Raw genomic sequence first — 12553 nt, forward strand, 5'->3', positions numbered from 1 at the left:
GGACCCCATGAACGCTTATGTCGGAACGCCAACGTCGCGTGTCGACGGCCGGGCCAAGGTCACCGGCGCCGCCAAATACGCCGGCGAATTTCCAGCCGACAAGCTCCTCCATGGCTTCGTGGTCGAGGCCATCATTCCATGCGGGCGCATTGCCCGCCTCGACGCGAGCGAGGCGTTGAAGGTCGAGGGCGTACTCAACGTGCTCACGCATGCGAACCGTCCGCCGCTGGCCGACAAGGACGAGGCGTGGAAGGACGAGGTGGCGCCCGAGGAAGGCTCGCCTTTCCGTCCGCTTTATGATGACAAGATCAAGTTCAATGGCCAGCCGATCGCACTTGTCGTCGCAGAGGACTGGGAAACCGCGAAATTCGCCGCGACGCTCGTGCGGGTCGAATATGAGCAGCATGGTTTTGCAACCGACCTCGAAGGCGAACGCAGCAACGCCGCCGAGAAGAACGAGCCGCATAAACCGCGGGGCGACGCCGCAGCCGCCCTTGCGGGAGCTGATGTGCGCCACGAGGCGGACTACGTGATACCGACCGAGCATCACAACCCGATGGAGCTCTATGCGACCACGGCGGTCTGGGACAGCAATGGCAAGCTCACGATCTACGACAAGACCCAAGGCGTCCAGAACGTCCACAAATTTCTCTGCAGCGTGTTCGACAAGAAGCCGGACGACATTCGCGTGGTCTCGCCGTACGTCGGCGGCGCCTTCGGCTCCGGCTTGCGGCCGCAATATCAGGTGGTGTTGGCAACACTCGGCGCGCTCGCGCTGAAGCGGTCCGTTCGCGTCGTACTGACGCGGCAGCAGATGTACGGGCTCGGCTACCGGCCGATGACCATCGAGCGCGTCGGGCTCGGCGCAAGATCCGATGGCGCCCTCGACGCGGTCACGCACGAGGCCATTGCCGTCACCTCGCGCTATGAGGATTTTGCCCGCAACGATACCGGCTGGGCCGAACAGCTCTACAAGAGCCCGAACAGCCGCTTCTCCCACAAGCTGGTGCACCTTGACGTCTCCACCCCCTGCGACATGCGCGCACCGGGCGCTGCGTCGGGCGTCTGCGCGCTGGAATGCGCGATGGACGAGCTCGCCGTCGCACTCAAGCTCGACCCGATCGAATTGCGGCTGAAGTGCTACTCGGATCGCGACCAGAGCGAAAACCTGCCCTACACCAGCAAGCAGTTGCGCGAATGCTACGCGCGCGGCGCGGACGCCTTCGGCTGGAGCAGACGCGATCCTGCGCCGCGCTCGATGCGCGACGGCAAGGATCTGATCGGCTGGGGCATGGCGACGGGTGTGTGGGAAGCACTGCAGATGCCGGTCGCCGTCCGTATCGTGCTGACGTCGAACGGACATGCCGAGGTGTCCTGCGCCGCATCCGACATCGGCACCGGCACCTACACCATTGTGGCTCAGGTCGCAGCCGATGCGCTCGGCCTGCCGATTGAGAACATCAGCGTCCGGCTCGCAGATTCCAGTCTGCCGCAGGCGCCTGTGGAGGGCGGCTCCTGGATGGCCGCTTCGAGCGCGCATGCGGTGCTCGCAGCCGCCGAGGAAGTGCGCAAGGAACTGTTACGCCTGGCCGGGAAGATGCCAGGCTCGCCGCTCGCCGGCGCCGAGCTAGCCGATACGGTGCTGACCGACGGCAGCATTGCCAGCTCCAGCAACAACAGCCGCGCGGTCTCGATCGCCGACGCGATGCGTCACGGCGGCGTCGAACGCATCGAGAAGGAAAAGCTCAATCAATTCGGCGAGGACAAGAAGCACGCGCGTAACACCCACTCGGCCGTCTTCGCCGAGGTCAAGGTGGACGAAGAGCTAAACGTCATTCGCGTGACGCGGGTCGTGAGCGCCGTCGCGGCCGGGCGGATTCTCAACACCAAGACAGGCCGCAGCCAGATCATGGGCGGCGTGGTCTGGGGGATTGGGATGGCCCTGCACGAGGAGACGGTGATGGATCACCGCTTCGGGCGGATCATGAACGCGAACATCGCCGAGTACCACATTCCCGTGAATGCCGATGTTCACGACATCGACGTGATCTTCGTCGACGAGCCGGACGCGCACATCAACGCGCTCGGCATCAAGGGGCTGGGCGAGATCGGCATCGTCGGCGTTCCCGCCGCGATCGCGAACGCCGTCTATCACGCCACCGGCAAACGCATCCGTCGATTTCCGATCACACTGGACAAGCTGCTCGACTGAGACGGTGCAGCAGTCCCCTCTCGGCGCCGGCGTCACCTCACGGCGCCCGGCCGCCAGGCCTCACGAGGGAAAGTCAGCCGGTCTGACTTGGATGCGGTCGGCATGCAGCGACCAGTGGTGCAACGCCTGATCCTCGCAAAACCTCGCCTTCGCCCGCTCTCTGGCTTCGTCCTCGTCGGAAGCGTCGATCTCGAGCGTGCCCTGGCACACCTCGATCTGCCGGCCGTACTGGCCGAGCACGTCCTTCATGAACCTGACCACATAAGTTGACATGGGACCTCCTGCCTGCCCCGGCGGCGCTCACTCTTATCCCATTTAGGCGGAATCCGGGAGGGAGATTTTGACACGGATCAAAGTCGGGCGCGGTTCCCCCCGCCGATCGTTCCGTGGCGCGTAGCGCTAACCGGGACATTGGGCAGCAGGAGCATCGCACCCCGGAAGGACAGAGCGACTGTCAACTACGCCGGCGTCACACCAAACGCCTGCTTGAATCGCTCCACATAGCGTGGCCAGACCTCCGGATTGATGATGCGCGGCGGCCGCTTGCCATCGAGCGTATCCAGCACCTGCTCGGCCGCGATGCGGCCCATGTTCTGCCGCGCCTCGATCGTGACGCCCGCGGTATGCGGGCTCGCCAGCACGTTGTCGAGCTGGAGCAGCGGATGCTCCGGCGGCGGCGGCTCCTTGGACCAGACGTCGAGACCGGCGCCCGCAATGCGCTTCTCGCGCAAGGCCTGGAGCAGCGCATCCTCATCGTGGATGAAGCCGCGCGCCGTGGTGATAAAGTACGCATGCGGCTGCATCAACGCAAATTCGCGCACGCTGATCATGTTGCGGCTGCGCTTGTCGAGCGGGCAGGAGATGGAGACGAAATCGGCGCGGCGCAGCAGCTCGTCGAGCTCGACCTTCTCGCCGCCCCGCTCGGCCATCACCTCGGCCGTGAGGTAAGGATCGTAGGCCAGCACCTTCATGCCGAACAGGCCCTTGCACAGCGCGGCGATGCGGCGACCGACATTGCCGAGGCCGACGATGCCGACGGTCTTGTGCTCGATCTCGTTGCCGACGAGTTCGTTGCGGTTGACGTTGGACTCCCTGCGGAGCTTGCGGTCGGACTGGATGATGCGCTTGGACAGCGTCAACATCATCGCCAGCGCATGCTCGGCGACCGAGTGGGCGTTGCCGCCGGACTGGTTGACGACCAGCACGCCGGCATCGGTGCAAGCCTCGACATCGACAGGATCGAATCCCGCGCCGTTGCTGGAGACGAGCAGCAGGTTCGGCGCGCGCCTCAGGAAGGCAGCATCGACATGGAAGTGCGGGGCCAGTTCGTCACGGGCGGCGCCGATCTGGTAGACATGAGCCGCCTCGATGATCGGCGCGAAATATTCCTCGGGGCTCTCGTTCTCGATGCGATCGAGCCGGACGTCGGGCCGCGCCTTCAGGATGTCGATATAGATCGGATTGGCCAGATATTTGACGTAGAAGACGCGCTTGCTGTTGACGGACATCAGGACCCTTCCGGCTTTCTCCAGGAGATCCGCAGGGCCAGCGCTTCGCGCGCTCCTGTCATGCGTTCCTCCGTTCTCTTGTTGTTGCCGCTTATGACACGGCGGCACCGGCTGCGGCAGGCCGTCTGGCGCAGATCACGGTGCAGTCCGGACATGTTGACAATCCCGCTGCCTGCGTCAAGTTCGGCAGACCGCCGCGACGGCCAAGACAAGGGCTAAGACGACGCCTAAGACAATGGCAAAGACCAAGAAGCATGCGCGGCCGAAGGGAGAACGCAATGCCGATTGCGGAGCAACAAACCTCGTCCGAGGCGGCGCAGACCTCCAGTGACAAGAGCTGGCACGGCATCATCCTGCAAACCTTAAAGCGGAATGAGATCAGCCTCGTCCCTTACGTGCCCGACCGCGTGCTGACGCCGCTGATCAAGAACCTGCACGCCGATCAGTTCTTCACCACCTTTGCCACCGCCCGCGAGGAGGAGGCCGTCGGCATCGTCTCGGGCGCCTGGATGGGCGGACGGCGCGGTGCGGTGCTGATGCAGACCTCAGGCTTTGCGACGCTCGCCAACGTGCTGGCCTCGCTCGCGGTGCCCTACCAGATTCCGCTTATCATGTTCGTGTCCGAGCGCGGCACGCTCGGCGAGTTCAACTACGGCCAGTCACTGGTCTGCCGCACCATGCGTCCGGTGCTGGATTCGCTGGCGCTGGAGCATCACACCATCACCCGGCTCGACGAGCTCGAATTCATTGCCGATCGTTCGATCAAGCAGGCCGTCACGACGCAGGCGCCAGTCGCGCTGATCCTCAACCCGCTGCTCACGGGCGGCAAGGTGTTCGACAAGTGAGTCCGGCCCAAATGAATACAGACGTGCGCAACACCAAAGTGATGAACCGCTTCGACGTCACCTCGCGCCTGATCGCGAAACTCGAGCACGAGGAAGCCGTGATCGGCGGCATCGGCAACACCAATTTCGACCTCTGGGCCGCCGGCCACCGTGCGCAAAATTTCTACATGCTCGGCAGCATGGGGCTCGCCTTCCCGATCGCGCTGGGCGTGGCGCTGGCGCAGCCGGACCGGCGCGTCTTTGCGCTCGAAGGCGACGGCTCGCTGCTGATGCAGCTCGGCGCACTCTCGACGATCGCGGCGTTGAAGCCGAAGAACCTCATCATGATCGTGATGGACAACGGCATCTACCAGATCACGGGCGCGCAGCCGACACCGGCCGCGAACGTGGCTGACATCGTCGCCATCGCAACCGGCTCCGGGCTTGCCAACAGCGCCTGGGCCGCGGACGAGGCGGATTTCGAGCGTCTGGTCGAGGAAGCCATGTCGGCCGGCGAGCCCAGCCTGATCGCCGTCCGCATCGATGACAAGCCCGGCGTCGGCGCCACCCGACGCGATCCCGTACAAATCCGGGAACGCTTCATGCACGGCCTTGGCGTGCGCGAGCCACTTTAACGGTTCGTCATTAACTACACGGCGATCTGATCCTGGCGCCTCGGCAGGCTGCTGCAATCCGTGCTAAGCGGTGCGGATGTCCATTTTGCTTCGCTCCTCTGCCTGGCTGCTTGCCGCCGCCGTCGCCTTTGCAACCCTCGGCCCGCCAGGCCTACGGCCCCATTCCGACCTTGGCCAGGACGGCGAACATGCCCTTGCCTTCGTCCTGGTGGGACTAGCCTTCGGCCTCGCCTATCCGCGCCGCCGCCTGTCGGCCACAGCGATCGCCGTGGTGCTGATCGGCCTGCTGGAACTGATGCAATTCTGGGCACCGGGACGGCATGCGCGGCTGGAGGACTTTCTGGTCGATGCCGGCACCACCTGCATCGGTTTCGCGCTGGCGGCCATCGCCGATTGGGCCATGACGCGGTTTCGCGCAAATCCGGCCCTGACGAGTCAAGGCCCCGCGGAGTGACGCTCCGCAGGGCTCGTCTCTTCAAAGCTCACGCTCCGGTCGATCAGTCGATGATCTTAACGACGCGGCGCGTGCGCGGCTCCACGATCACGCGGCGATCGTTCACGACCGCATAGCGATATTCGGTGTAGTTCGGCACGGGCCGCAGCACCACGGTCGGCGGCAGTGGCTCGCCGACCACGACGCGCTCGTGGACCACGACGGAATCATCGCGCGGAATTCCGCCGAGGATCGCATTCGGGATTTCCAGACCAGCGCCGACCGCCGCACCGACGGTACCACCGACCATCGCTCCGACCGGGCCGCCGATGTCGCCGCCCGCGCGAGCGCCGTCCCTGGCGCCCTGTTCGGTCGTCGACTGGGCAAAGGCTGCACTCGACGCCAGCAGCGACGCGGCAGCGAACGTAATCGCAAGACGGGTCTTCATGTGCTTATGTCTCCAGTGATTGTTGTGCGCCTTCAACCGCGGGGCCGGATCATTGTTCCGGTTCCCCGCCGGATCTAGGCAGAACTACAAGTGGAGACTGTTACCTGGTAACAGTTCAGGCTGCGGCGATCTCGTGCCGCGCCATCAGTTCCAGCGCACGCACCATTGCCGAGTGATCCCAACCCTTGCCGCCATGTGCGGTGCAAGACGAGAACAATTGCTGCGCCACTGCCGTGCTTGGCAGTGACAGGCCGAGCGCGCGGGCGCCTTCAAGCGCGAGGTTGAGATCCTTCTGGTGCAGCTCGATGCGGAAGCCGGGATCGAAATTGCGCTTCACCATGCGCTCGCCATGCACTTCGAGAATCCGCGACGACGCAAAGCCGCCCATCAGGGCCTGCCGCACCAGCGCCGGATCCGCACCGGCTTTCGACGCGAACAGCAGCGCTTCGCTGACCGCCTCGATCATCAACGCGACGATGATCTGGTTGGCGACCTTCGTCGTCTGGCCGTCGCCATTGGCGCCGACCCGGGTGACGTTCTTCCCCATCCGGTCGAAGATCGGCTTCATGGTGTTGAAGGCGCGCTCGGGGCCACCCACCATGATGGTGAGGCTTGCCGCCTTGGCACCGACCTCCCCGCCTGACACCGGTGCGTCGAGATAATCCGCGCCGAGCGCCTCGATCTTCTTCGCAAACTCCTTGGTCGCCAGCGGCGAGATTGAGCTCATGTCGACCACGATCTTCCCCTTGGAAATGCCGCCCGCGACGCCGTCCTTGCCGAACAGCACGGCCTCCACATGCGGCGTATCCGGCACCATGATGATGACCGCATCCGCCTCCTCCGCGACCTCCTTGCTTGACTTGCAGCCAACGCCGCCGGCCGCGATCAGCTCGGGCGCGACCGGCCCGACATCGTGCAGGAGAACGCGATGGCCTGCGGTCAGAAGATGGCCGGCCATCGGCCGTCCCATGGTGCCAAGTCCGATAAAGCCGATGTCGATCATGTCAACGTTTCCTCAGGTCTCGAACGTCTGCGCCGCGTGCCAGGACAGGCCTTCCAGCGTCGTGGTGCGCGGCTTGTATTCGCAGCCGACCCAGCCGCGGTAACCGATCGCGTCGAGATGGCGGAACAGGAAGGGATAGTTGATCTCGCCCGTGCCGGGCTCGTGGCGGCCGGGATTATCGGCGAGCTGGATGTGCGCAATCTGCGGGAGATATTCCTGCATGGTACGGGCGAGGTCGCCCTCCATGATCTGCATGTGGTAGATATCGTACTGGATGAACAGATTGTTCGAGCGCACCTCGGAGATCAGCTGCACGGCCTGCTCGGTGCCGTTCAGGAAGAAGCCGGGAATGTCGAGCGTGTTGATCGGCTCGACCAGAAGCTTGATGTTCTCCCGCGCTAGGGTCGACGCCGCAAAGCGCAGGTTCCCGACCAGCGTTTCGTTGAGCTCACGCGGATCGGCATCGACGGGCGCGATGCCGACGAGACAGTTGAGCTGCTCGCAATCGAGCGCCTTGGCATAGTCGATGGCACGAAACACGCCGTCCCTGAACTCGCTGACGCGATCCGGCAGGATCGCGATGCCGCGCTCGCCCGCGGCCCAATTGCCGGCCGGCAGATTGTGCAGCACCTGCGTCAGCCCATGGCTGTCGAGCTGCTCGCGCAACTGCGCCTTGTCGAAATCATAGGGGAAGAGGTACTCGACCCCGGAAAAGCCCGCCGCTTTGGCCCCGGCGAAGCGGTCCACGAACGGCATTTCGTTGAAGAGCATGGTGAGGTTCGCAGCGAATTTCGGCATGTTGCTATCTCCCTATTCCGCCGGCTGCAGCACGCCGGGCCTCGCTGTCGCGACCTCGTCGAGCGGCAGATCCAGCACCTCCTCGAACTCGACGATGTTGTCGATCTCGGTGCCCATCGCGATGTTGGTGACGCGTTCGAGGATGAACTCGACCATCACAGGCACGCGATGCTTGGCCATCCATTCGCGCGCGGTCGCGAACGCCGCCTGCGAGTCCTTCGGGTCGGTGACGCGGATCGCCTTGCAGCCGAGCCCTTCGGCGACAGCGACGTGATCGACACCGTAGCCGCCGAGCTCAGGCGCGTTGATGTTCTCGAACGAGAGCTGGACGTGATAGTCCATGTCGAAGCCGCGCTGGGCTTGGCGGATCAGGCCGAGATAGGAATTGTTCACGACGACGTGGATGTAGGGCAGATTGAATTGCGCCCCAACTGCGAGCTCCTCGATCAGGAATTGGAAATCGTAGTCGCCTGAGAGCGCGACGATATCACGATCCGGACACGCCGCGCGCACGCCGAGCGCCGCGGGTAGCGTCCAGCCGAGCGGGCCCGCCTGCCCGGCATTGATCCAGTTGCGCGGCTTGTAGACGCCCAGGAACTGCGCGCCGGCGATCTGCGACAGGCCGATCACGGAGACGTAGCAGGTGTCACGGCCAAACGCCTTGGTCATCTCCTCGTAGACGCGCTGGGGCTTGATCGGGACGTTATCGAAATGGCTCTTGCGCAACATTGTCTTCTTCCGGTCGCGGCAGGCAGCGGGCCACGCCTGGCGCTCGCGCAACCTGCCGGACCGGCGCCACTCCCTGGCGACGGTGACGAAGAGTTCGAGAGCGGCCTTCGCGTCCGAGACGATGCCGAGATCGGGATTGAACACGCGCCCGATCTGCGTCGGCTCGATGTCGACATGCACGAAGGTGCGCCCCTTGGTGTAGGTCTCGACCGAGCCGGTGTGGCGGTTGGCCCAGCGATTGCCGATGCCGAGCACGAAATCGGATTCGAGCATGGTGGCATTGCCGTAACGGTGACTGGTCTGAAGACCGACCATGCCGGCCATCAGCACGTGGTCGTCGGGGATGGCCCCCCAGCCCATCAGCGTCGCCACGACCGGCACGTTGGCAATCTCGGCGAATTCCACCAGCAGATCCGAGGCGTCGGCATTGATCACGCCGCCGCCCGCGACGATCAGCGGCCGTTCGGCCGCATTGAGCATCTCCAGCGCCTTCTCGACCTGCTTGCGGGTCGCGGTCGGCTTGTAGACCGGCAATGGCTCATAGGTCTCGTCGTCGAACTCGATCTCGGCGAGCTGCACGTCGAGCGGCATGTCGATCAGCACCGGGCCGGGCCTTCCCGAGCGCATCACGTGAAACGCCTGGCTGAACACGCGGGGCACCAGCGCCGGCTCGCGCACCGTCACCGCCCATTTGGTCACGGGCTTTGCGATCGACTCGATGTCGACGGCTTGGAAATCCTCCTTGTAGAGCCGCGCGCGCGGCGCCTGCCCGGTGATGCAGAGGATCGGGATGGAATCAGCGATCGCGGAATAGAGCCCGGTGATCATGTCGGTCCCGGCCGGCCCCGAGGTGCCGATGCAGACGCCGATATTGCCGGCCTTGGCCCGCGTATAGCCCTCGGCCATGTGCGAGGCACCCTCGACATGGCGCGCCAGGATATGGCGGATCGAGCCGCGCTTCTTCAGCGCCGAGTAAAGCGGATTGATCGCGGCCCCGGGAACGCCGAAGGCAGTCGAGATGCCCTCCTTCTCCAGAATTCGCACGGCAGCATCGATGGCTCGCATCTTCGCCATATCGGACCTCGCTTGAGTTGCATTGGCTCGAGCGAGATCATCGGGCCCGCGAGGGCTTCACTCAACGAGATCGATTTTATTTTCCACGATGCGGCAGCCGCGGGAAAAACGTGGCGGTCTCAATCGGTTAGATCGAGATATCCGTGAAAGCGATCACTCGAACAGCGGCGCCAGCTGCATCTGCGGCACCAGCACGAGGCCCTTGTCGGTGATACGAATTTCCGGAATGACCGATAGCGGAATCAGATTGAAACCCATGTAGGGGATGGTGCAGCCGGCCTCCGCCCATCCCTTCTTCAGCGCCTTGACCTCTTCCGCCACCTCCGTGACGCGCTTGTCGGACAAGAGCCCAGCGATCGGCAGCGGCACTAGCGCCCTCACCTTGCCCTCGGCGACGAGGCAGACGGCGCCCTGTTGCTCCTTGATGGCGGCGACCGCGACCTGCATATCGGCCTCGTTGGTGCCGGAAACGATGATGTTGTGGCTGTCGTGCCCGACGCTGGAGGCGACCGCGCCGCGCTTCAGTCCAAAGTCCTTCAACAGGCCGTAGGCGACATTGCCGGCCGACTTGCCGTGGCGTTCGACCACCGTGACGAAGCATAGGCCGTAGCGGGCGAACAGTGAGGGCCAGTCCTTTGCGGGCTCGATCGCGATCTTCTCATGGATCAGCGTGATGCCGGGCAACGCGGTCTTGATCGCGTTGACAGTGCAGGCCTTCGCCGGCAGCTCCGGCGTCAGCTTGACCTTCTCGGGCAGCTTCACCGTCGCATAGGCCGCCTGCGGATATTGATAGCGCTGCGACAGCGCCTGCTCGAGCTTCGGCGTGATCTTTCGGTTTTCGACCACGAGTTCGCCGCCATACCAGGTGCATTGCGGCTTCAGATTGTCGTCCATCAGCACCAGATCGGCGCGGCGCCCGCCGCCGAGCCCGCCGATATCGCTGTCCATGTTGAAGCGCGTCGCGCCATGCAGCGAGCCCATCGACCAGGCCTGCTCCGGCGACATCCCTGCTTTCACGGCTTCGCGCACCACCCAGTCGAGACCGAACAGCAGGAGATCGTCGGCGTCGCGATCGTCGGTGCACACGGCCGTGCGCTTGTGCGAGGCGCCGAGCTCGGTGATGGTCCGGATCGCCTGCGGCAGCGAGTGCCAGGGCGTGGTCGGCGGTCCCCCGCGCAGGAACACCCAGACCCCGGCATCGAGCAGATCGTCGGCGATGTCGCGGTCGATCGCCTCATGGGTGTCGGTGATGCCGCTCGCCGCATAGGCCGCAACGAAGTCGCGGCCATAGATATGGCCGGACACCGGCCGGCCGCGCTTCAGGGCGGCAGCGAGGATGGCGTGGCTTCGCTCATCGCCCATGGTGACAGGCACGAAATCCATCTTCTCGCCGAGCCCGACGGCTTCCGGCCAACGGTCGAACAGGCCGGCGATCTTGTCGGGCGTCAGATCGCCGCCCGCAGTCTCCAGTGCGGCCGAAGTCGCAGGAACCGTCGAGGGCACCGTCAGGAAGATCGAGAGCGGAGCCTCGCGTGCGTCCTCCAGCATCGCCTCGACGCCGACGACGTCCATGACGTTGCCGATCTCGTGGCTGTCGCAGAAGATTGTGGTGGTGCCGTTGAGCAGGGCGGCCTCGGCATAGGCGCAGGCCGTCACCATCGAGGATTCGATGTGGATGTGCGGGTCGACCAGCCCCGGCGCGATGATGCCGCCCGCCGCGTCGTAAACCGGCACGTCGCCGAAGACATTCTTCGCAGCGCCGGCCGGCTTCATCGCAGCAATGCGGCCGCCGGTGATCCAGATTTCGCGGTTCGCATGGATGCGCTCCGAATAGGTCGAGAGCACCCGCGCGCCGGTGACGACGAGATCCGGCGCGACACGCGCCGAGGCCACATCGGCGAGACGCCGGGTCATCGAATGCAGCGGTGCGACGGCGAAGCGGGTAAGTCTGGTCATCAGAACCCTCGCGTGGCGTTATGGCCCTGCGATGGTTACGCCCTGCGCCCGACCGGGCAAGCGCAAATATAACGGCAGGCTCTGCTTACGCTTTAGGCGGAGAAGCGCCTGCCGCCGCTGGCCTCGCAGGTCTGCGCGAGTTCCGTCGTCGCGGGGCCGGTGCGGCAGCGGGCTTGACCCGAATCCGCATCGACCTCCCGTTCTGCTCGTCAATCTCGAACGCATTCGTCTTGCGCACGAGGTCACTCAGCTTGCGGAAGCCGAACGTTCGCGGATCGAAATCGGACGCGAGATTGGCGAGCTGGCGGCCAACTTCCCCGAGCGTCACCCAGCCGTCCTCGCTTTCCATCTGGGTGATGACCTTCTTGATGATGGGGGTTGCGGCATCGAGCGGCTGAAGCGACGTCGATCTCGAGGCGGCGTCCTGGGTGTTCGCTGGGGCGGCAAGCAAGTTCTCCGTGTAGACGAACCTTCGACAGGCCTGCCGGAAGCTCTCCGGCGTCTTCTGTTCGCCGAACCCAAAGACGTCGATGCCCTGCTCCCGGATGCGGGCGGCCAGACGGGTGAAATCGCTGTCCGACGACACCAGGCAAAAGCCATCGAACCGGCCGCTGTGAAGCAGGTCCATTGCGTCGATGACCAGCGTGATGTCGGAGGCATTCTTCCCCGTCGTATAGGCGAACTGCTGCTGCGGGATGATGGCGTGTTTGGACAGGATGTCGGCCCAGCCCCTCGACCTGGCATTGGAGAAGTCGCCGTAGATGCGGCGAACGCTGGCCTCGCCGATCTTGGCAATCTCGTCGAACAGCCCATCGGCGATTTTTGCCGAAGCATTGTCTGCATCGATCAGGACAGCGAGACGGGGCGAACGGAGCTCTGACGGCATGACTTTTCCCACGAGATGAACGTAACATTAGAAGACGCTCGCGGCGG

Annotated in this window: 12 protein-coding genes; 4 read left to right on the forward strand and 8 right to left on the reverse strand. The window is 64.5% G+C overall.

Features of this window, described 5'->3' with window-relative positions; all coding sequences use genetic code 11:
* Window positions 1-7: 7 nt before the first annotated feature.
* The gene (locus IVB36_RS33410) at window positions 8-2212 is read left to right on the forward strand and encodes a xanthine dehydrogenase family protein molybdopterin-binding subunit (RefSeq protein WP_018458600.1); all 2205 of its coding nucleotides are present in this window, start codon (window positions 8-10) and stop codon (window positions 2210-2212) included.
* 60 nt (window positions 2213-2272) lie between these two features.
* Here IVB36_RS33410 and IVB36_RS33415 read toward each other — a convergent pair whose 3' ends face one another.
* Together IVB36_RS33415 and IVB36_RS33420 are read right to left on the reverse strand one after the other, a co-directional pair.
* Window positions 2273-2485, reverse strand: a complete 213-nt coding sequence (locus tag IVB36_RS33415; protein ID WP_007608382.1) for a hypothetical protein — start codon at window positions 2483-2485, stop codon at window positions 2273-2275.
* A gap of 185 nt (window positions 2486-2670) precedes the next feature.
* Window positions 2671-3720, reverse strand: a complete 1050-nt coding sequence (locus IVB36_RS33420) for a hydroxyacid dehydrogenase (RefSeq protein WP_018458598.1) — start codon at window positions 3718-3720, stop codon at window positions 2671-2673.
* Window positions 3721-3998: 278 nt separating this feature from the next.
* Here IVB36_RS33420 and IVB36_RS33425 point away from each other — a divergent pair, with 278 nt between their 5' ends.
* The 3 genes from IVB36_RS33425 (at window position 3999) to IVB36_RS33435 (ending at window position 5633) form a co-directional block, all read left to right on the forward strand.
* The gene (locus tag IVB36_RS33425; RefSeq protein WP_026233617.1) at window positions 3999-4565 is read left to right on the forward strand and encodes a thiamine pyrophosphate-binding protein; all 567 of its coding nucleotides are present in this window, start codon (window positions 3999-4001) and stop codon (window positions 4563-4565) included.
* 11 nt (window positions 4566-4576) lie between these two features.
* Window positions 4577-5179: a thiamine pyrophosphate-dependent enzyme gene (locus IVB36_RS33430; RefSeq protein WP_018458596.1), complete on the forward strand. Its 603-nt coding sequence runs from the start codon at window positions 4577-4579 to the stop codon at window positions 5177-5179.
* 76 nt (window positions 5180-5255) lie between these two features.
* Window positions 5256-5633, forward strand: a complete 378-nt coding sequence (locus IVB36_RS33435; RefSeq protein WP_018458595.1) for an antibiotic resistance protein VanZ — start codon at window positions 5256-5258, stop codon at window positions 5631-5633.
* A gap of 43 nt (window positions 5634-5676) precedes the next feature.
* Here the strand turns inward: IVB36_RS33435 and IVB36_RS33440 are convergent, their stop codons facing one another.
* From IVB36_RS33440 to IVB36_RS33465, 6 genes are all read right to left on the reverse strand, one after another.
* Window positions 5677-6060, reverse strand: coding sequence for a DUF1236 domain-containing protein (locus tag IVB36_RS33440; RefSeq protein ID WP_018458594.1), 384 nt, complete (start codon window positions 6058-6060; stop codon window positions 5677-5679).
* Window positions 6061-6175: 115 nt separating this feature from the next.
* Complete coding sequence (locus IVB36_RS33445) at window positions 6176-7063, reverse strand: 2-hydroxy-3-oxopropionate reductase (RefSeq protein ID WP_247394464.1); 888 nt, start codon at window positions 7061-7063, stop codon at window positions 6176-6178.
* Window positions 7064-7075: 12 nt separating this feature from the next.
* Entirely contained in the window at window positions 7076-7861 is a 786-nt protein-coding gene (gene hyi, locus IVB36_RS33450) for a hydroxypyruvate isomerase (RefSeq protein WP_247394467.1), read from the reverse strand.
* 12 nt (window positions 7862-7873) lie between these two features.
* Window positions 7874-9664: a glyoxylate carboligase gene (gcl, locus tag IVB36_RS33455; RefSeq protein ID WP_247394470.1), complete on the reverse strand. Its 1791-nt coding sequence runs from the start codon at window positions 9662-9664 to the stop codon at window positions 7874-7876.
* Window positions 9665-9817: 153 nt separating this feature from the next.
* On the reverse strand, window positions 9818-11620 hold the full coding sequence (locus IVB36_RS33460) for an adenine deaminase C-terminal domain-containing protein (RefSeq protein WP_247394473.1): 1803 nt from the start codon (window positions 11618-11620) through the stop codon (window positions 9818-9820).
* Window positions 11621-11705: 85 nt separating this feature from the next.
* Window positions 11706-12506, reverse strand: coding sequence for an NYN domain-containing protein (locus IVB36_RS33465; RefSeq protein WP_018458589.1), 801 nt, complete (start codon window positions 12504-12506; stop codon window positions 11706-11708).
* Window positions 12507-12553 lie beyond the last annotated feature (47 nt).

The organism is Bradyrhizobium sp. 35, assembly GCF_023073215.1.
Taxonomy (GTDB): Bacteria; Pseudomonadota; Alphaproteobacteria; order Rhizobiales; family Xanthobacteraceae; genus Bradyrhizobium; species Bradyrhizobium canariense_D.